We start from the raw sequence: 18,394 nt of genomic DNA on the forward strand, positions 1-18,394 counted from the left end.
AACTGATCTTCGCTTGCCGTGAATGTCCGCGAGATTTCCCTTTCGATGTCTCGCTTTGATCCAGATTGGGCTTGGAGCGCTTTAATGAGATTGCCTTTGCATTCCTCGACCTCGAGCTATGGCTGATTTTGGGTGACGCGGCCTGATCAGGCGGCGTGGCTTTCAGTGTTCGGAATGACTTCGATTCCGTCGATGAACTTTACACCGGCGATGACTTTCGGCAACTGGTTCGTGCTCTTCAATCGCCGCCAGGTCTTCGATGCGGCGTCGATGAGCTTGAACACCATCAGCTTCGCAGTTTGTTGCGACAGCGATCCCTTGGTCCGCACCGTTCGGTGGCGCACCGTGGCGAAGACGCTCTCGATCGGGTTCGAGCTGCGTAGGTGGATCCAGTGCTCAGCAGGGAAGTCGAAGAAGGCGAGCAGCGCATGGCGATCCTTGATCAGGCACTCCACCGCACGTCCGTATTTGACGTGGTATTTCTCGACGAAGACGTCGATCGCGGTTTCAGCTTCGGCCCGGTGTGGGGCCAGATAGATGTTCCGCAGGTCGTTCTTCATGGGGCCCTGCACGGATTTGGCGACCTTGTCGAGTACGTTGCTCACTTTATGGCACCAGCATCGTTGGTGCCGCGTGCCGGGAAAGGCCTCGTCCAGTGCCTTCCAGAAGCCGAGGGCGCCGTCGCCGATGGCGAGTTGCGGGGCAATCCGTAACCCGCGTTGCCGCAGGTCGATCAGGAGTTCGCGCCAGCTCTGCGCGCTCTCGCGCACGCCGACCTGGAAGCCGATCAGCTCCTTCTTGCCTTCCGGCGTGGTGCCAATCAGCACCAGCATGCATTCGCTGTGATCTTCCATGCGGGCCTGCAGGTACACGCCATCGGCCCAGATGTAGACATAGCGACGCGCCGACAGATCGCGTCTCTGCCAGCGTTCGTACTCGACCTGCCAATCGGCCTTCAGGCCGGCGATCACCGAAGGCGACAGGTTCGGCGCATCCTTGCCGAGCAGCGCCGAGAGCGCCTCCTGGAAGTCGCCGGTCGAGATGCCGCGCAAATAGAGGACCGGGATCAAGGCATCCAGGCTCTTCGTCCGCCGCGCCCATAGCGGCAGGATTGCCGAACTGAAGCGGAGGCGGTCGCCTGGCCCGCTCGCTCCGCGGTCGCGGACCTTGGGACGAGCGACCTCCACCGGACCGATGCCGGTCGCAATCTCGCGCACCGGACCGTGCCCATGTCGGACCAGGCGCGCTCGACCGTCGGGCAGCGTCAGATTGGCCGTGCTGGCCAGAAACGCGCCAACCTCGATCTCGATCGCCCTGGCAAGCAGGTCCCGCGCGCCGGCACGAACGATATCGGTCAGTGGATCATCAACCGCGGACGGCTGACGGAAAGCAAGAACATTGGTAGTCTCGGTCATGGCGTATCGCTCTCCTCGAGAGGTTCTGGCAGGCTCGTCACCCGCCTCGATACGCCGCCTTCCTCACACCGTCATCACCCAGATTCCGCCATAGCTCCTCGACCTCCTCGTGCAGGCTGACATATTCTTGTTTTAGCTTTGCATTGATGAGCAAAGTCGAGGTCTTCTCGTTATTCCCAAACACCTCGTCATAGGGCCGGACAACCAGTACGGCGTCCTCGGAAAGGGGGGGGCACCGTCGATGGTAACGGTCCGCTTTGTGGTCCGGGTGGGGAATATTCGGTCTTTCGATGGCTGACCATCTGCAATGTCCTGGAAAGTCGTCGCCAGCGATGATTTCATTGCTCCATTGGGAGCGTAAATGGCGAACGCTCTCGCCTTTTTGAAATCGAAGTCCGCTTTGAACTTCTTGATTCCGTAGCAGTTCTCAAGGTCTATACTGATCTTAGGCATAGCGTGCTCCGACAGTTCGCGGCGCATGGTACGGCCGATGCTTGGTTGAGCCGAGTGCCTGTCTCTATTTATCCACGAGGATCACACGGCTTCTTCGGCCAGGCAGCAGTGAACCTGTTTATTGGTCGCAACTGTGGTAGCCTGTCTTATTCGCAAGAGTGCGTCTGAGGGGCTGGCGAGCGTGGTGCAAGCTGATGCGGCAACACGCGAATTAGTTCCGTGGCGACGGGCACGATGCTCGGCCGGAGGCGATGGCGTGGTGCGAGACCAACGGCATCGACTACATCTTCGGCTTGTCCGGCACCAAGCCTCTCGCCAGAAAAGCCGACGAGGTCGCCGACGACATCCGCACGCGACGCGCCACAAGGCAAAGTCCTGGGATCGCGAACGGCGCACCGTCGCCCGTATTGAGGCGACCATGCTCGGCCTCGACATCTGTTTCGTCGTCACCAGCCTCGATGTCGGCTCGGCCGAGTGGATCTACGACAGCCTGTATTGCGCGCGCGGCCAAGCCGAGAATCTGATCAAGCTGCATAAGACACAGCTCGCCTCCGACCGCACCAGCGTCGTTCGGCGCTCGCCAATCAGGTCCGTCTCGTTCTCCACACCGCCGCTTATTGGCTGATGCTGACCGTGCGCGACGCCATTCCCAAAGCCCAATTGGCCGCTGCCGAGTTCGCGACGCTGCGTCTTCGTCTCTTGAAAATCGCTGCCCGTGTGGTCGAGACCACGAGCCGCATTCGCCTTGCGCTTGCCGCGGCCTGTCCGGAAGCCGACCTGATCCGCTGCTTGCCAGGCGCGCTGCTGCCGCTCGGTCCTGGAGGGGCTCGCCCACCCCATCCCTCAAGCGCGCTGCAAAGTACCGGTCGTCAGGCGGCGAAAAGCCGAGGGCAATCCTGTGCGCCTCGTCAGACAAGATGTGCGGCCGCATCAATCGGGCCCAAAAGCCGCACTCTCACGAATAGGACGGGCGAGGGACGTTGCATTCCTTGAAGTAGGAAGATATTTCAGCCTCGGCTAAGTGCTCCCAGTACTCCGCTTCTGCGAGGAGCTTCCAACTCTGTGCGGTATTGTATGCCGCCTGCTGACGACACAGTGAGCCCCTTGCGCGCAAACGCCGAATATCCTTCACTTGTCCACCTCCCTCGGTTTTGTTTTCCACACCTTATTATCTTTCTTTTGTGGCAGTAATAATAATTATGAGAAAAAAACTGTTCACGGTGCGTATGGGAGGGAGCCCTTGGTCAAAGGCTTCCCTTCCTATTAAGACATCCGAGAGGTGGCGCGAAGGGTTTGTCTAAATGTGTAGCCGCACTGCAGGCGCATCGAGGCGGTCGGGAGATCAGACTGCACTACCAGCTGAAACGCGGCGCTGAGGTAGCCGCGGGTTTAGTCACGCGCATCGGCGACGTGAAAGGAGATCAGCGCGCCTTGCCTCCGAGGCGAGGCGTATCTCGCACAGCGAACAGTGGAGGCACCGGGATCGCAGTGCACGAGGCTAGTGTTGTGCGGATGCTAACGCTGAGACCCTCAAGGGCTTTTGCGATCTCGGTCGCCTGCACGCGCACACGACCGAGTTCATGCGCTGTGAGCACAAACCGGTTTAGATCCTCCTTAGCCCTGATCGAGCTAGGTCGCTCGGTTTCTACTATCTGCCGTGTCGCGGCCAACGCCTTTGTGAGCTCGCCATCAACGCGGGCGAGAGTTGCTGAGAAGGCGCGAGCCTTGCTGGCGATCGTTTCAATTTTCGGCGTTTCCGAGCCATCGCACGATTTGAAGGTGCTGTCGTGCAAACGTGCAACGTCGGCGGCGACAGACTGCGCCCTGATGACCTGTGCTTTGACGTGCTCGTTTGCTGCTTCCACGTCTCCAATGTTGCGCACCGATTGATAGAGTTCGATCACTAGACTGCCGTCGGGTGTCTGATCAATTAATTCATCCAGCGGCACGATTGGACGGGTGATCACGGTTTCGGTCTGGGCCTTCCGGTCGCTCGTCCGCGGCGGTAACTGATCGTCGGAAAGCTTTGGAGCCGTGCCGCCCGCTGTGGCACACACGATCTCCGCTACCAGGCATAGGAGTCCTACGCGCACAGTAACCTCCCTACCAGTGGTGATCTCCGTCCGCTCACCAGTTGACGGAGAAAATCTCGCCATCACTCACGCGCCGGCATTGCCGAGCTTTCGTAGATTGCTGCGAATGTCCTCGATTGTCTTTGTCCGTCCTTCGTCAGGCCGGACTCTAACTCCTTCTGGAGGAAATTCTCAGGGGCAGGTCAATAGGTAGCCGCGAGATACGGGACGCCGATCTCCAACGTCGGCGCATCGCCAGCGTTCAGCCGCTCGCGCTCGACTTTGCCGCCAATCCGATCAACACGACCGGTGCGTTGCTCGATAGTCGCAGGATTCCACGATAGGCCATGATGAATGACGTGGCGGCACTCTCTGTGCAGATAGATGCCTTCAGCCCCTACCTGGGTAGAAACCAAGATTTCCGGCCTGTAGGGTGTGTTCAACGAAAGGGCACCTCGCAATGAAATCCATTCCGCGTAGGTTCTTCCTCGCCATCCGCCACAAACCCTTGGACTCCTTGGATGATGCACGCAAGCTCATCCTTCGCTACTGCACCATCCCTCCAGCAAGGACCATCCTGCAATGAAGCAGCCCGCCACCATTGCATGCGGCTGCCAATAGCCGCAGCGCGCGACCGCCACAATGGCACCCGCGCGGTTGGGCAGTGGATCAAGTCCTTTACTGCAAGAACTGAATGATCGTCTGAAGTTGGGTCTTCAGATTGTTCCTGAACTCCACATAGTTGCCGTAGCTCACGGGGTTTTCTCCGTGCGCGCCGCCCGAGCAGCTCAAAGCCAAGCCGTTGATCAGCGCGTCGTACTCAACCAAGCCAGTCTTGATATGTTGAACGCCATCCGGAATCTGGCCTCCCTGCAAAGACATCTGTCCGGCGTGCAGCTCATTCACGGCCCCATAACCATGAACCTGCAACGCACCCCAGCTAACGGGTGGCACGCCGTTCGAGCCGCCCGAGCAACCTTGGCTCATAGACACCATCTGAGCTTGGATCGTGGGCACCGCGCTGCCGAGTAATTCTATCGCTTTCTTCACGGGGTCAACAGCAGCAAACGCCGTACTGGACAATAGAAGCGCGGCGCCCATGAATGACGCCGCCACATTTCTGTAGCTCATCTGAAGATCCTCCAAGACATTTATTCTTTGAGTCCAAACAAATCACGACCGATGCTGTGCCAGGCAACGCGCGCAACGTTCGGTCGCAACAAGCTATCACGACTCAGATTGCGTGTCACCGCTTTGAGCTAGACCCCGCAACTATACGGTCAGTCATCCACCGAGCCGCACGCAGGCAGGCCGCGATTCACACCCGTGGCCCCACGACAATTGATGATATTTTTCCCCACCGGCTTGCATTTGCCCTCGGTGCGGTATTTTTCGGCGAGGTCGCTTTTCACGCCATAGATTGTGTAGTCGGCCTCAACCCAGCTTCTGCCTTGCCCAACGCCTTGTTTCGGGGTCCAGGTGTATATGCCGACACCGCGTTCGTTAGTCGTTGCCGACATGAGTGACGCTCTGTCTCCAGTCGCTGGAACCACCGAAACCGTATGGATCGATGCCCGGCAGTAGACATAGCCTTGCGGCAACTGGATCGTGAAATGACCTTCCTCGCCCTCCCTTGTGGCCTAGGGAACGATCGCAAGCACTGCGGAAACCAAGGTCGGCGACACACCAAGATACGAAGCCGCACCCTTGAGAACCGCGCTGCAAGCCTGGTTGTTGGCGCATTCTTTGAACACGTCGCCGGGCTGTTTCGGTTGCATGACCGGATCAACCTTTACACTTGTCGCGACGAAATCAGTCTGCGCGCAAGCGCCCGCGCCCGCGCTCGCCATCAAAAGAAACAATAATGACAATACACGAACGCAAATCATGCCAGACCCTCCGACAAGAAATCGTGTGTGAATGTGACGAAGATTATTCCATCGGCGGGGATAGTCAACCTCCTGTTGCAGGAATAGTTTAATACGTGTCGGGTCGCACGCCTAGGGAGGTTTGGTTTTGTCGCTAGCGATCCGCGATGGCTCTACCTAGCCCGTCTTATTCGCGAGAGGGCGCCTGAGAGGCTGGCGAGCGTGGTGTAAAGCGCTGATGCGGCGTAGGATTCGGTTGCGAAGCCACCCCATCACCTTCAACCGCGAACGCCACGCCCGCCATGACCGATGATACGATTTCAGACCACTATCGAGAAGCAAGAATTCAACACAAATAAAACCTCTGCCTCGCGCTCGATCTCTTCATGCTTGATAGTCTCGTTTCGGAGGCTGATCACCTACCGCGTCTAATAGGCCGCTCGCGCCGGTTTCTTTGGACGCGGCACGACCGCGACTCCACGTTTCGGCACAGAAATGATCGGGAGTCACTCAATCTTTCTTCAACTTAACCCGTCTTATTCGTAAGAGTGCGCCTGAGGGGTAAAGCGCTGATGCGGCGTAGGATTCGGTTGCGAAGCCAACCCCATCACCTCCAACCGCGAACGCCACGCCCGCCATGACCGACGATACGATTCCGCCCTTCTCGTTTCCAGCCGTTCACGCCAAGAAAGTCACAGCTGCCTTCGATGGTGGGCGCCTAACCTCGAACGGGGGCGTGATGCTTCTGGCGATGGCCGAGCGGCGTCTCGGTTTGGCCAACAATCTGGCCCGGGTGTTCCCGGATCGGCGCGATCCGACGCGGGTCGTGCACAGCCTGGTCGATATGCTCCGCGCTCGCATGTTCGCGATCTGCTGCGGCTACGAGGACGCCGACGACCTCGATCATCTGAGGTCCGATCCGGCATTCAAACTGGCCTGCGGACGGCTGCCGGACACGGGCCGGGATTTGTGTTCCCAGCCGACGCTGTCGCGGCTGGAGAATGCTCCGCGCCTGCGCGACGTGATCCGGCTGACCTACATTTTGGTCGACGCATGGATGGATAGCTACCCCCACGAGCCGGCATCCGTCACGCTCGACATCGATGATACCTGCGACGTCGTCCACGGCCATCAGCAGCTCTCGCTGTTCAACGCTCATTATGACGAACGCTGCTTCCTGCCGATCCACGTCTACGACACGGAGAAGAGCCGGCCCGTGGCCGTCGTGCTGCGGCCCGGCAAGACGCCGGGCGGCGTCGAGGTGCGTGCCCATCTGCGCCGCCTGGTACGGCATATCCGGACGCGATGGCACAACACGCAAATTACGTTCCGTGGCGACGGGCACTATGCCCGGCCGGAGGCCATGGCGTGGTGCGAGACCAACGGCATCGACTACATCTTCGGTCTGTCCGGCACCAAGCCTCTCGCCAGAAAAGTCGACGAGGTCGCCGACGACATCCGCACGCGACGCGCCATCGAGAACCTGCCGGTTCTGCGTGGCTATACCGAGACGCGCCACAAGGCAAAGTCCTGGGATCGCGAACGGCGCACTGTCGCCCGTATTGAGGCGACGATGCTCGGCCTCGACATCCGCTTCGTCGTCACCAGCCTCGATGTCGGCTCGGCCGAGTGGATCTACGACAGCCTGTATTGCGCGCGCGGCCAAGCCGAGAATCTGATCAAGCTGCATAAGACGCAGCTCGCCTCCGATCGCACCAGCTGCCGTTCGGCGCTCGCCAACCAGGTCCGTCTCGTGCTCCATACGGCCGCTTATTGGCTGATGCTGACCGTGCGCGACGCCATTCCCAAAGCCCGGGAATTGGCCGCTGCCGAGTTCGCGACGCTGCGTCTTCGGCTCTTGAAAATCGCCGCCCGTGTCGTCGAGACCACGAGCCGCATTCGCCTTGCGTTTGCCGCGGCATGTCCCGAAGCCGACCTGATCTGCGGCTTGCCCGGCGCGCTGCTGCCGCTCGGTCCTTGACCGGCGGGGCGTCCGCCCCCGTTCGCCCAACCCATCCCTCAAGCGCGTTGCAAAGTACCGGTCGTCAGGCGGCGAAAAGCCGAAGGCAATCCTGTGCGCCTCGTCAGACAAGATGTGCGGCCGCATCAATCGGGCCCAAAAGCCGCACTCTCACGAATAGGACGGGCTAGCAGGCGGTCAAGCAAGGCAAGTGTATCTCGTTGCTCAGGCGTAGGGTCGAACGTGTCGACAGGGGTTTCCAACATTGCTTGTGAACCGCAGCGTTGAGGTTATCGTGAATGAGCCGGCTTCAGCGGCCGTAGCGCAGCTGCGGAGGCGGCGCTTTCACGAGTTCATGGATCAAGAATATGGCAGCGATGCAGAACGCGACGGCAAGGAACACGAGCACGCCATCTGTCAAGTAGAGCTTGTACTCATTCACACTAGAAGCTGAGTTGGCGCCGTAGAGCCGCTGCGCCAACGCGTAGCATGGCGCGTTTTCACAACCTAAATCATGCGCCTTGACTCGGCTCGACCAGAATCCTGGCGCGAGCGGTGAAGTGCCGTTCCATGTGTAGATATTGCTATCGAGGTACCTCGCGAGGAATAATACGAAGGCACTCACGACCGAGACCACGAACGCAGCCAGCGTGACCCACGAGATAGTCGTGTTACGGCCGCTCTCTTCCAACATGGTGTTCGGCGGCACGAGGGTGCCCGCGCGCGCGCGACGCGCCTCTCGAATGTAGAGCGCGGCGACGATCGACAGAGCCACCCCAACGACCAGGGTGACCAGCAGTCCCCAGTATCCCCGCGAGATCAACACGCCTTCCTCAAGATGAGGTCCGTCGAGGCCGCCTCGAACGTACACGCCCCAGCCGATCGCAAGCGGTACAAACGCCTGGCCAATCCAGGTCCACGTCTTGGCAAGCGCTTTCATAACTTTCCCTTCACGTCTCGTCGCGCCGCCATCATGCACGTTCACCGAGCGCTTTGCTCCAATTTATTCGTGGTTCGCTTGTCAATCAGGTCCTTGACGAGGGCCGTGATCTTCTCCGCTGGGATTACAGCAACCGAGATCAAGTCGTGCGGGTTTCGCACGTGCCGAACATTCGTCCGCACACTATACGGCGACGCGTTCGGATCATGGGCTACCCCCGCGAACAAAAGTCACCAGACCGTCCTCGCGCTCGCGACTATCCGTAAGCCTCCGAGGGGAGACGCCTTGCGGCGGGCTGGCCTGATGGTTGAGAACTGTACGTATGGACAGCCATACGATCAGTACGTTGAATCGGCTGGAAGTGGTTGATACAGGCCGGCGCCGGCGTTGGTCTGAGGAAGAGAAGGCGCGGATTGTTTTGGACAGCCTGACCGAGCCGCGCCTGGTTGCGGCGACAGCGCGGCGATATGGCTTATCACGTTCTCTGCTGGTGACTTGGCGAAGAGCCTTCGCAGCGAACCGGACCAAATCCGAGGCTGGTTTTGTCAGGGCAGTTGTGGCCGAGGGTGGGCCCGTGACGTCGGTGGCGGCCTCATCGGAGAGCGCGCCAGCACATTCGACGGAGCGTCGGATTGAGATCGAGCTGGCTGGCGGGCGGCGCGTCATTGTCGATGCGGGCGTCGACGTTGAGGCGCTTCGCCGGATCGTCGGGGCTCTGGATCGTAAGCATGCGGCGTAGGCCGCGGGCTGGCTGGTTTGTCCAGTTAACGGCTAAACCTCGTCGGGCTTTTCGGCCTTCGGCTTAACGATCCGGGCGAGCACCTGGCGGCGTTCTTGAATGATCCAAGGAGCGTCCTTGTGGATCTGGATCAGATTTTTGAGGTTCTCGATTCCATCACGGGTGAACGCCATCACACCGTCTTCACCGACGCCGACGACCCATAGCTGACCATCCTCGGTGTCCATTTCCTCGGCAACCTCGAACAGCCATTCCTCGTTTTCTCCAAGCATATCGGCGACGTGGCCAAGAGTGAACACGTGGCTGACTTTGTTGACGTGCCCCATCAAGCCGCCTGCATCGCAAGGCCTTGCTGTTGAGCAGTCTTCCAATTCCAAGGCAACAGCTCATCGAGCCTATGAGCGGGGTGTGCGGCCATGCGAGCGAGCACGTCGGCAAGCCAGGCCTGAGGGTCGACGTCGTTCATCTTTGCTGAGACGATGAGACTATACATGGCGGTGGCGCGACGCCCACCGCGGTCAGACCCGCAGAATAACCACGACTTTCTGCCCAATGCGATGCCGCGCAGCGCTCTTTCGGCGGCGTTGTTCGAGAGGCAGACGCGGCCATCGTCGAGGAAGCGCGTGAAGGAGCCCCAGCGCTTGAACATGTAGTTCATGGCCTTTGCCAGATCGTGACCGCGAGAGAGCTTGGCGCACTGCTCGCGCATATAAGCTTCCAGATCGGCAACTAAGGGCACGCTTTGCTCCTGGCGAACAGCCCTTCGGTGGTCGGCGCTTTGACCATTGATCGAGCGCTCGATTGCGAAGAGGGCGTCGATACGGCGCACGATCTCGATCGCAATCGGCGAGAGCGCTATCTCCTTCTTGCCAGCAGCCTTACGTCGCGCGTTTTCCTCAAGATCCGCCATGGCGAAGAACGGGCGCCGGGCATGGACCCAACAGGCCGCTTCCATGATAGGCCCAGGACTTCGCTGGGGCTCATAGAGTTTGGTGTATCCGCCGAAGGCGTCGGCCTGCAGGATGCCGCTATAGATGGTCAGATGCGCCTGCGGATGCTCGCCCCTTCGATCGCGCGAGTAATAGAACATTGCCGCCGGCGGATCCGAGCCGCCGAAGGGGCGGTCGTCCTTCACATAGACCCAGCATCGAGCGACATCGCACTTGCCCAAGGCCAACACGGGCACGGTGGTGTCGTCGCCGTGGAGGCGTTCGGCTGCCATGACGTGGGCTGCCAACAGGCGCGACAGCGGCTCCAATACGGTGCAGCAAGCCCCAACGGCATCGGCTGCGGTCGACAGACTGATCGGCACCCCCTCCAGCGCGTACCGCTCGGTCTGCCGGTTCAGCGGCTGATGCTGGCCGAACTTCTCATAAAGGAGCATGGCCAGCAGGCTCGGCCCCGCCCATCCTCGCGGAATCACATGGAATGGCGCCGGTGCCGGACTGATTTTCTCGCAGTCCCGGCAGGTGAACTTTTCCCGCACCGTCTCGACCACTTTCCACTGGCGCGGTACTGATTCCAGGGTCCGGGTCACATCCTCACCAAGCTTGCGCAAGCGATGGCCGCCGCAGCATTCACACGCCGTTGGCGAAGCGATCACCACGCGCTCGCGGGGAAGATGATCAGGGAAGGTATTGCGTTCGGGACGCGCGCGCCTAAATCCGCGCACAGTCGTCGTCCCGGCGACAGCTCTCTCGGCCGCAAGCTCGTCTTCGGTGGCGTTACTCTGGATCCGCGATGATTCCGATCCCTACGGGAGTTCGGGTGTGGCTGGCGACGGGCCACACCGACATGCGCAATTATGCGGAGCCTACGATTATGCGGAGTGCGCGGCCGTTCGATCCGAGATCCGCTCCGTTATCAACAGTTTAGTTCCCAGTGCCCTCTTCCTCGCTCCGCATAATCTGGGGCCTCCCTTCTGTCTTGATGGCAACGAAAGGGAGACAAGGCATGGCCAAGTCGAGTGAGAATCACTGCCATGGGCAGCGCTGCATGGTCGCAGGCGATCTCGCCCCGCTGGTGACGGAGTTCGCACGACACCTGACGGTGTTGGGGCATTCGGTCCTGTGGCCGTTGTACGGCCTTGGCGATTGAGGATGCCGGCGATCTTTTGGCTAGTAGCTCTGCTGAGCCACTCTTTCGTTGTCGCACAACATCTGTTTTTGCGACGCAAACAAGTGGGGTTCTTGACTTTCAATAATGTCGGCCGGCATGCGGGACGTCTTCTGACGCCCGCACACGGCTTTCGGCCAGTTCAATCGCGTGGATTAACTTCGAGTAGTCCTCAAAACTCAAAGTGCGCTTATCAGCACTGGCTTTGAGGGAAGCGATTAGCCTAGCGTGAATGAAGGATGCCCCGATATCCCGCGCCGCAGCTTCATCCTTCTCATGATCCCCTACATAGAGCACGCGGCTCACCGGTACACCGGACAGATTCGCAATTTTTCGAATTAGAAAAATCTTGTCGTTCTTAATGTGCCCCTTGAGCTCTCTGTCCTGATATTCGTTTCTCCCGACGATAATGCCGACGTGTGGGATGCCCGCTAGTTTGAGCGCCGATTCAATTCGTTCCTCATCAGTGAGGGATGCTACGGCAATGGAGTACCCTCGTCCGCGGATCTCTTGAAATGCTTCTTTAACTCCAGGAAACACCTTCGAGTTCACGTAGTCTTCCAATTCCGGTTTACTCATCTGCGGCGGAAACAACGCCTCTCTTCTAAAGGTGGATCGCTTCTTATCCAAAAAGTCTTCGATTTCTGAAGGGGCGCTTCGCAGAACGTTCTTTAGTATGTCTGACGCATGCGGGACGCTATCGACGATTCCCTTCAATAGGGAGAATCTCGCTTCTGTACTTGCCTCAAAGCTGCGTCGAAACTCGAGAGCGAGATACTCAGCCCATTGTGGTTCTCTCAGCAGCTGTTCGATGCCAAATATCCAGGCTTTGATCTTAGCCTCATAGGTATCAATTATGGTATCGTCGAAATCGAAGGCGATTGTATGAATGAGGCCAGGGCCCCAGTAGTAGTCAAACCAGTTTTCGACAATGCTTAGTAGCCTGTTGTGTTCGTGGTTCGGCGATTTGTGCGATTGAAGCGACTTTGACCAGGTAACAGCCGCGGTACGAATGGGTTGGAATCGATCTTGGCCTTGAATGGGTTGGGGCTTGAGCGTCCACTCATAGGCCGAAAAGAGTGCCCGCTTGGAGCCATCTGCGAGCCTGACAATTGTGCCGCGCAAGGTTTGTAGAGCAGAATAATAGCGCACTTCGATTTTTAGCCACGGATATTTTTGGATCAGACTGTTGGCGTGCTCCTCAGCGAAAATTATCTGGGCTCTTCGTCTAGGCGACTCCGCCCCCTTATCCCTAAGGAGGATCTGAATTTCGACCCGTCTATCAATGCCCGCCGCTTCTCGGCCAGCAGCAAACCGATCGATTGGTGCGACAATTGATCTTCCTGTATGTCCAAGTATTTTTATTTTTATAACGCCGCTATCCTCGAACGAGTTCAGAAAGTCGACGACATCGGTTGTCATTTCTCTCCTCCCCTCTCCAGGGTTTAAGATAACACAGCCACAACCAAAAGGCGATATCAAAAGAATGCCCCCATTTAGACAATGGGGGCAGTAAGAACACGATACGCTCGTATGCTTTACCTTTCTGGCGGCCTGCTGCTTTCGGGCGTTACATCACTCGGCAGCAACAGTATGTCTTGGCCGCTTGTTAAAGGGAAATTCCCCAATAACAAATAAAAGCCCTTCTCGCCCTGTCGCGGGAGCGCCACTCCGACCTTAAGCCACTCGTCATCTACGCCCGGCCGCTTCAAGAGCACATAGCACTGGTGAGCTTCTACAATGGGGTAGTTTGCATTCATCGGACCCTCTCAAAGAACAAGTTGCGTTGATTCCTGCCAACTAGCGTAAGCAGGTGCCAATCGACGAATTAACTGGCACCTGCCCGCGCTGATCGAACTGTCAGGAGACGCAATGAGAGTGAACAAGGCAAAACGCACGGCGCAGGCAAGACCTGGACCGCACCTTCAATGCCAAACGGCAATTAACTGCTCGTATTATATACTGGAAACGACAGCTGAGCAATTTGACACCAAACTTCAGCTGATCCTCGGCGCGACCCCGATGATGGGCATCGCCTTGCTAACTGTTGGAGCTAGTACCCACTTTTCTTAGATCGTGAGTCGTGATTCAAGGTCGGGATGATACCCGAAGCAAGAGAAGTCCACCTTTCGAGGAAAGATCGCAAGGTGCTTGAGGCGTGTTGTCGCTCACCGGTGACGTTTCAGCGCGATTTGAAGCGGGCGCGGATAGTTCTGTTGGCGGCGGATGGGCGCGGTACCCGGTCGATCGCCAAGGAAGTCGGGGTCCAGCCGCGGATTGTCAGCCTTTGGCGGCATCGCTATGCCGACCATGGCATTAAAGGGCTACAAGACAAGCCGCGGCCGGGCAAGCAGCCGATCTATACGAAGACGACCGACAAGCGGATTCTGAAGCTGTTGGACAAGCCGCCGCCGCACGGGTTTGCGCGCTGGACCGGTCCTCTGCTGGCCGGGGCGCTGGACGATGTTGACGTCCAATATGTCTGGCGGTTCCTGCGCGCCACAAGATTGACCTCGCATCTCGAAAGTCCTGGTGCGAGAGCAACGACCCGAACTTTACGGCCAAAGCCGCCGATGTCGTTGGCCTTTACGTCGCCCCGCCAGCGAAGGCTATTGTGCTCTGCGTGGACGAGAAGCCTTCGATCCAGGCTTTGGAGCGAGCGCAAGGTTATCTGAAGTTGCCCAATGGCCGCGCCTTGACGGGCCAGAGCCACGATTACAAGCGGCATGGCACCACAACATTGTTTGCGGCGCTCGAAGTCGCCACCGGAAAGATCATCGCAACGCATTCAAAACGCCGTCGCCGCGTCGAGTTTCTCGATTTCATGGACAGCCTCACCGCGGCCTTTCCGAACCGCCAGCTTCACGTCATCCTCGACAACCTCAACACCCACAAGAAGAACGAGGACTGGCTTAAGGCCCACCCCAACGTGCAATTTCATTTCACGCCGACAAGTGCGTCCTGGCTGAATCAGGTCGAGGTATGGTTTTCGATCCTGCAGGGGCAGTCGCTTAGCGGCATCTCCTTTACAAGCCTCAAGCAGCTTCAGGAACACATCGACGCCTACGTCAACGCGTACAACGACAAAGCCGAGCCCTTCGTCTGGACCAAAAAAAGGTCCGTCAACGTCGCTTCAAAGGCCGCCGTATCACTCAGCTCTGATTCCGGGTACTAGATCGCCAAAGGCTAGGCCGTCATGGTTAAGAGATTCTTAACGCGCGAGCAAACCGATCTTCCGGCTGCGCGCGGGCGGGAGCAGTCTTCATTCCCCCGAACGCCTCTCCTTTAGCTAACGCGGGATGGGCGAGTATCATGCGGAGTCAATATGGTTTCTGATCACCCGCGTTCACGCAAGAAAAAACCCTCGTAATGAAGCGAGGGTGTGGACAAAAAGATCGTCCGAGTAAATCCGCACTGGCTGGGCTCTACGGCATTAGGCCGCAAGTCGGGCCTACCAAGATTCCCCGCAACGGGCGACCAACCCGCTAGGTGCTTCTTCCGTTGTGTCATGAAGGGAGACGGATAAGGTCCGTGCCCCGCGCGTTGACGCGGCACCCCTCTCTTGGTCGGCGTCGGTTACCTCAAGAAACGTCGGCTCGATGCCGCCGTCGATCTCGGGGCTCAGTACTCCGCCGCAAGCATGAGCGTGAGCACGCGCGTCGTACGTTCCGGATCACTAGGATCTTCAGAACCGTTCACCAGATCCTTGTCGTAGTAGTCGATCTTCCAAAAGAACTTGCGCCCCACCAGGTTGAAGCTCCCGAAATCGTGCTCGTCATGCGGGTCGTTGTCCGCCGAGAATTCCGAGAACTTCGTCACTTGAACGAGCGCCTCGGCTTTCACACAGTCGGGCAGTTCGTAAACGCCTGATGTCATCATGACCCTGCCGCCGTGGAATGTGCGGCGAAAGGCGTCGTTGAGTTCGCGAATGCGGTTCTTACTCATGGCCGGACCTCTTTAGATGAGTCCGGCGAGCACAAGCGCCGATGTGACGGTGTTGCCGCCACACGCCTCGCAGAACCCCTGTTCCTGGTCGGGTTCCATCTCGACCGTGTAGTCGCATCCCTCCGTCATGCAGATGGCGGGACACACACTGTCCGTAAGAGCTGCCAATAGAAGAAGATCGTCGAGGCTTTCAAAGCCCTTGAGATCGCAGAGCTTCATCAGCTTTACCGCCTTATTGGAAAGAACAAATGCCGACATGTCTTTCTCCTCGCTACGGGCATCCGAACCATTCGGGTGCTCGATTGCGAGGAGATGCGGAAAGATCAAACTCTTGAATTATGTTCGCTCATGACAGGAAATTCTTGGAGCCGCGCGATTGTGCCGGTGTGGCACCAGACAAACGACGGATGCGTTTGGCACCGTCTCCCGCCTAGCGGGCTCCCAAGCCATGCGCGACGATGTTTGCAACCTATGTCGATAGATAATGTTACGCATTTTGCACGCGTTGATTTTCGTCACGATGAACGTGTCGTTGGGATCAAAAACGAAGATCGCCTTTCGCACATCTACATAATCGGAAAAACCGGGACCGGGAAATCGACGGTGCTAGAGACGATGGCGCTGCAAGACCTCGAACACGGCCGTGGCCTTGCTCTCATTGATCCGCACGGCGATCTGGTCGAGCGCATTAACGCGCATGTGCCAGCGAAGCGCCGAAACGATGTTCTCTATCTGAATGTCCCCGATCCCACTCAGCCCTTCGGCTACAATCCCCTCCGCCATGTTAGAGAGGGCTATATTGCGCTTGCCTCATCGGGGATGATGGAGGTGTTCAAGAAGATGTGGCCGGATGCCTGGGGCGTGCGCATGGAGCACATCCTCCGCAATGTCCTCATGGCACTCCTGGAGCAGCCCAACGCGACAATGAATGATGTCCTTCGCGTCCTGACCGAACGATCGTTTCGACAACAGATCGCCCATACGCTGAAAAATGAAACGGTACGCACTTTCTTATTGAAAGAATTCGATCGCTTTTCATTCGGCTATCGGACTGACGGCACGGCCCCCATTCAAAATAAAGTTGGGGCCTTCCTTTCGGACCCGCTGCTCAACCGGCTACTGACCGCGCCCGAGCACGACCTTCACATTCGGCAGATCATGGATCAGGGCAAAGTGCTGTTGGTCAACCTGGCCAAAGGTCAACTCGGGGAAGATAGCGCGTCACTTTTGGGAGGATTGCTGGTTACGACGATAGGACTCGCGGCACTCACTCGGGCGGAAGTCCCACCTTCCGAGCGGCGAGATTTCTTCGTGTACGTAGATGAGTTCCAGACCTTCACGACACTGGCCCTGGCAAACATGTTCGCGGAGTTACGCAAGTATGGCGTCGGCTTCACGGTCGCCCACCAATACCTGCACCAGCTCGAACCGGACGTTCGCCACGCGATCTTGGGAAATGCCGGTTCCATCATTTCCTTCCGGATCGGTGCCGAGGATACCCCGTACCTAGTCCGAGAATTCCATCAGAGATTCGAAGAAATGGATCTCTTGCAGCTGCCGAACTACCACATCTATCTCAAGCTCATGATCGACGGGATGCCATCGAACCCCTTCAGCGCAGTCACGCTTGATCCCGAGACCGCTCAGTGAATTCTCCGAACCCTAACTACAGCTGTGGATGGCTATGCAGCCAACCGTACGGTACGGGGGGGCCGGTTTCTCCACCGGATCATTATGACAAAGTTGTCATATCACTCGGTCATTGTCATCGCTTTCAACGAACTCGAAGTCGCGTTAGGCGGCGCGCTCATGCATTTACTGAAGCAGGACGAGGACGTTGGCGCAGCGTTCGTCGCCCACCTGGGCGCATCCCAGAAGATTCGTCTGCTACAGGAGCTTGAGGGCAAGATTGACCATGAGGCCACTCGCCAAGAATTTCGCAGCAAGGCATTGACACCTGCGGTTCAAGGCTTGTCTCTGGTCATGTGTGATAAATGTGAGTTCATGCGAGCCCAGGACGGAATGAACATTGGTGGGCTAACGGTTCTCTTTTACTCGATCTTGGAATCAGCGTTACCGGCGGCCACGGAGCCCACCGGGTCGCCGGAAGCAGCCGTTCAGCAATCGAGCCGCTGATTGATTCTTGGCGGGAGACGATCAGTCAAAACGCCTCATCCTTGAAACCGTCGGTTCGAACCCGGTCCTGACATGAAAAATACTTAGGATTGAAGCCAAAAAGCCATTCGCATCGGTCCATAACACACCGAACTCATACTCATTGCTGCCGGATTGAGAGTGGACCAAATTCGCCTTCACCCCGACCGCGCTACACCGTGGGTGTGCCGCCAGCGGCGAGCCCCGCGACAATTGCTGCTCCTCGCATTGCCTCGCCCTAATTGTTACGCATTGCCCTCACCCAGAATGTTACTGGACAACTTCTCGCCGATGACTGGGGCGACGTCACCGAATTGGTTCGGTGGCGTCTATGGCGGGAAGGATCAGTATGGGCGCGCGGCGCGAAGTGGTGTCGGCGGTGACAGAGCGTTACCGGTCGGCCCAACGGGCGGTGACCCAGACGGTTGCCATTGCCGGTCTTGGCGAACAGGCGAAGTTCCAGAACCGTGTCGGTGACGTCGTCTGGCAACGGCCAGCTCAAGCCCGCGGCCTCGAACCGCCGGAGCGCCAGCCGCACCGTCGAGGGTGCCGCGCCCACCCGTCGCGCAATCTCGCGGCTCGGCAGTCCGGCCGCCTTCATTCTGATCACATCGCGCACACGACGCATCGCAAGCCTCTCCGTCGGCATCCAGGTCCCCTTCGCAAAGCCGAAAGGGTTGACCCTATGGGAGCCAGAAGAGGTCTCGTCACCCGGGCGACATCATCTCGGAAT

18 protein-coding genes and 3 pseudogenes are annotated in these 18,394 nt (G+C 58.3%); 8 read left to right on the forward strand and 13 right to left on the reverse strand.

What is annotated here, in order from left to right:
- Positions 1–146: 146 nt before the first annotated feature.
- Positions 147–1,415: an IS256 family transposase gene (locus tag J4G43_RS49380; RefSeq protein ID WP_038952271.1), complete on the reverse strand. Its 1,269-nt coding sequence runs from the start codon at positions 1,413–1,415 to the stop codon at positions 147–149.
- Positions 1,416–2,086: 671 nt separating this feature from the next.
- Between J4G43_RS49380 and J4G43_RS49390 the strand changes: the two are divergent.
- Positions 2,087–2,678 (forward strand): annotated as a pseudogene (locus tag J4G43_RS49390) (transposase); the annotation flags it as partial.
- A gap of 611 nt (positions 2,679–3,289) precedes the next feature.
- On the opposite strand, the gene J4G43_RS49395 reads toward J4G43_RS49390, so the two are convergent.
- The 5 genes from J4G43_RS49395 to J4G43_RS49415 form a co-directional block, all read right to left on the reverse strand.
- Positions 3,290–3,961: a hypothetical protein gene (locus tag J4G43_RS49395; protein WP_155258166.1), complete on the reverse strand. Its 672-nt coding sequence runs from the start codon at positions 3,959–3,961 to the stop codon at positions 3,290–3,292.
- 182 nt (positions 3,962–4,143) lie between these two features.
- A complete protein-coding gene (locus J4G43_RS49400; RefSeq protein ID WP_208089194.1) occupies positions 4,144–4,383 on the reverse strand; it encodes a C-terminal helicase domain-containing protein in 240 nt (79 codons plus the stop codon).
- 235 nt (positions 4,384–4,618) lie between these two features.
- The gene (locus tag J4G43_RS49405) at positions 4,619–5,071 is read right to left on the reverse strand and encodes a hypothetical protein (RefSeq protein WP_155258167.1); all 453 of its coding nucleotides are present in this window, start codon (positions 5,069–5,071) and stop codon (positions 4,619–4,621) included.
- A 149-nt stretch (positions 5,072–5,220) separates the two neighbouring features.
- On the reverse strand, positions 5,221–5,460 hold the full coding sequence (locus J4G43_RS49410) for a hypothetical protein (RefSeq protein ID WP_208089195.1): 240 nt from the start codon (positions 5,458–5,460) through the stop codon (positions 5,221–5,223).
- Between the two features lie 120 nt (positions 5,461–5,580).
- The gene (locus J4G43_RS49415; protein ID WP_208089196.1) at positions 5,581–5,829 is read right to left on the reverse strand and encodes a hypothetical protein; all 249 of its coding nucleotides are present in this window, start codon (positions 5,827–5,829) and stop codon (positions 5,581–5,583) included.
- A 616-nt stretch (positions 5,830–6,445) separates the two neighbouring features.
- Here J4G43_RS49415 and J4G43_RS49420 point away from each other — a divergent pair.
- Complete coding sequence (locus tag J4G43_RS49420; protein ID WP_208084195.1) at positions 6,446–7,789, forward strand: IS1380-like element ISBdi2 family transposase; 1,344 nt, start codon at positions 6,446–6,448, stop codon at positions 7,787–7,789.
- A gap of 289 nt (positions 7,790–8,078) precedes the next feature.
- Here J4G43_RS49420 and J4G43_RS49425 read toward each other — a convergent pair whose 3' ends face one another.
- The gene (locus tag J4G43_RS49425) at positions 8,079–8,753 is read right to left on the reverse strand and encodes a hypothetical protein (protein WP_208089197.1); all 675 of its coding nucleotides are present in this window, start codon (positions 8,751–8,753) and stop codon (positions 8,079–8,081) included.
- A 277-nt stretch (positions 8,754–9,030) separates the two neighbouring features.
- Between J4G43_RS49425 and tnpA the strand changes: the two genes are divergently transcribed.
- Positions 9,031–9,447: an IS66-like element accessory protein TnpA gene (gene tnpA, locus J4G43_RS49430; protein WP_208089198.1), complete on the forward strand. Its 417-nt coding sequence runs from the start codon at positions 9,031–9,033 to the stop codon at positions 9,445–9,447.
- A gap of 32 nt (positions 9,448–9,479) precedes the next feature.
- Here the strand turns inward: tnpA and J4G43_RS49435 are convergent, their stop codons facing one another.
- Together J4G43_RS49435 and tnpC are read right to left on the reverse strand one after the other, a co-directional pair.
- The gene (locus J4G43_RS49435; protein WP_028153840.1) at positions 9,480–9,773 is read right to left on the reverse strand and encodes a hypothetical protein; all 294 of its coding nucleotides are present in this window, start codon (positions 9,771–9,773) and stop codon (positions 9,480–9,482) included.
- Positions 9,773–11,182, reverse strand: a pseudogene (gene tnpC / locus J4G43_RS49440) (IS66 family transposase); the annotation flags it as partial. The pseudogene tnpC and the gene J4G43_RS49435, both read right to left, overlap by 1 nt.
- Positions 11,183–11,400: 218 nt before the next feature.
- Between tnpC and J4G43_RS49445 the strand changes: the two are divergent.
- Positions 11,401–11,544 (forward strand): hypothetical protein, encoded by a 144-nt coding sequence (locus J4G43_RS49445; RefSeq protein WP_208089199.1) that lies wholly within the window; start codon positions 11,401–11,403, stop codon positions 11,542–11,544.
- Between the two features lie 99 nt (positions 11,545–11,643).
- Here the strand turns inward: J4G43_RS49445 and J4G43_RS49450 are convergent, their stop codons facing one another.
- Positions 11,644–12,984, reverse strand: coding sequence for an HAD family hydrolase (locus tag J4G43_RS49450; RefSeq protein WP_208089200.1), 1,341 nt, complete (start codon positions 12,982–12,984; stop codon positions 11,644–11,646).
- 456 nt (positions 12,985–13,440) lie between these two features.
- On the opposite strand from J4G43_RS49450, the gene J4G43_RS49455 reads away from it, so the two are divergent.
- Both J4G43_RS49455 and J4G43_RS49460 read left to right on the forward strand, forming a co-directional pair.
- Entirely contained in the window at positions 13,441–13,635 is a 195-nt protein-coding gene (locus J4G43_RS49455) for a hypothetical protein (RefSeq protein ID WP_225005610.1), read from the forward strand.
- A gap of 26 nt (positions 13,636–13,661) precedes the next feature.
- A pseudogene (locus tag J4G43_RS49460) lies at positions 13,662–14,724 on the forward strand (IS630 family transposase).
- Between the two features lie 459 nt (positions 14,725–15,183).
- On the opposite strand, the gene J4G43_RS49465 reads toward J4G43_RS49460, so the two are convergent.
- Positions 15,184–15,507 carry a DUF3768 domain-containing protein gene (locus J4G43_RS49465; protein WP_028153387.1) on the reverse strand — a complete coding sequence of 108 codons (324 nt, stop codon included), beginning with the start codon at positions 15,505–15,507 and terminating at the stop codon, positions 15,184–15,186.
- Positions 15,508–15,519: 12 nt separating this feature from the next.
- On the reverse strand, positions 15,520–15,765 hold the full coding sequence (locus J4G43_RS49470) for a hypothetical protein (RefSeq protein ID WP_208089201.1): 246 nt from the start codon (positions 15,763–15,765) through the stop codon (positions 15,520–15,522).
- Between the two features lie 213 nt (positions 15,766–15,978).
- On the opposite strand from J4G43_RS49470, the gene J4G43_RS49475 reads away from it, so the two are divergent.
- Together J4G43_RS49475 and J4G43_RS49480 are read left to right on the forward strand one after the other, a co-directional pair.
- The gene (locus J4G43_RS49475) at positions 15,979–17,157 is read left to right on the forward strand and encodes a type IV secretory system conjugative DNA transfer family protein (protein WP_080677730.1); all 1,179 of its coding nucleotides are present in this window, start codon (positions 15,979–15,981) and stop codon (positions 17,155–17,157) included.
- 84 nt (positions 17,158–17,241) lie between these two features.
- Positions 17,242–17,643 carry a hypothetical protein gene (locus J4G43_RS49480; protein ID WP_208089202.1) on the forward strand — a complete coding sequence of 134 codons (402 nt, stop codon included), beginning with the start codon at positions 17,242–17,244 and terminating at the stop codon, positions 17,641–17,643.
- A gap of 256 nt (positions 17,644–17,899) precedes the next feature.
- Here the strand turns inward: J4G43_RS49480 and J4G43_RS56300 are convergent, their stop codons facing one another.
- The gene (locus J4G43_RS56300) at positions 17,900–18,310 is read right to left on the reverse strand and encodes a helix-turn-helix domain-containing protein (RefSeq protein ID WP_408581400.1); all 411 of its coding nucleotides are present in this window, start codon (positions 18,308–18,310) and stop codon (positions 17,900–17,902) included.
- Between the last annotated feature and the right edge of the window lie 84 nt (positions 18,311–18,394).

The organism is Bradyrhizobium barranii subsp. barranii (genome assembly GCF_017565645.3).
Taxonomy (GTDB): Bacteria; Pseudomonadota; Alphaproteobacteria; order Rhizobiales; family Xanthobacteraceae; genus Bradyrhizobium; species Bradyrhizobium barranii.

Excerpts from the sequence above, each read along its gene's own strand:
- J4G43_RS56300 (WP_408581400.1), bottom strand. The coding sequence starts at position 18,310 with ATGCCGACGGAGAGGCTTGCGATGCGTCGTGTGCGCGATGTGATCAGA.
- J4G43_RS49465 (WP_028153387.1), bottom strand. The coding sequence starts at position 15,507 with ATGAGTAAGAACCGCATTCGCGAACTCAACGACGCCTTTCGCCGCACA.
- J4G43_RS49405 (WP_155258167.1), bottom strand. The coding sequence starts at position 5,071 with ATGAGCTACAGAAATGTGGCGGCGTCATTCATGGGCGCCGCGCTTCTA.
- J4G43_RS49415 (WP_208089196.1), bottom strand. The coding sequence starts at position 5,829 with ATGATTTGCGTTCGTGTATTGTCATTATTGTTTCTTTTGATGGCGAGC.
- J4G43_RS49435 (WP_028153840.1), bottom strand. The coding sequence starts at position 9,773 with ATGGGGCACGTCAACAAAGTCAGCCACGTGTTCACTCTTGGCCACGTC.
- J4G43_RS49380 (WP_038952271.1), bottom strand. The coding sequence starts at position 1,415 with ATGACCGAGACTACCAATGTTCTTGCTTTCCGTCAGCCGTCCGCGGTT.
- J4G43_RS49445 (WP_208089199.1), top strand. The coding sequence starts at position 11,401 with ATGGCCAAGTCGAGTGAGAATCACTGCCATGGGCAGCGCTGCATGGTC.
- tnpA (WP_208089198.1), top strand. The coding sequence starts at position 9,031 with ATGGACAGCCATACGATCAGTACGTTGAATCGGCTGGAAGTGGTTGAT.
- J4G43_RS49470 (WP_208089201.1), bottom strand. The coding sequence starts at position 15,765 with ATGTCGGCATTTGTTCTTTCCAATAAGGCGGTAAAGCTGATGAAGCTC.
- J4G43_RS49450 (WP_208089200.1), bottom strand. The coding sequence starts at position 12,984 with ATGACAACCGATGTCGTCGACTTTCTGAACTCGTTCGAGGATAGCGGC.
- J4G43_RS49475 (WP_080677730.1), top strand. The coding sequence starts at position 15,979 with ATGTCGATAGATAATGTTACGCATTTTGCACGCGTTGATTTTCGTCAC.
- J4G43_RS49420 (WP_208084195.1), top strand. The coding sequence starts at position 6,446 with ATGACCGACGATACGATTCCGCCCTTCTCGTTTCCAGCCGTTCACGCC.
- J4G43_RS49410 (WP_208089195.1), bottom strand. The coding sequence starts at position 5,460 with ATGTCGGCAACGACTAACGAACGCGGTGTCGGCATATACACCTGGACC.
- J4G43_RS49480 (WP_208089202.1), top strand. The coding sequence starts at position 17,242 with ATGACAAAGTTGTCATATCACTCGGTCATTGTCATCGCTTTCAACGAA.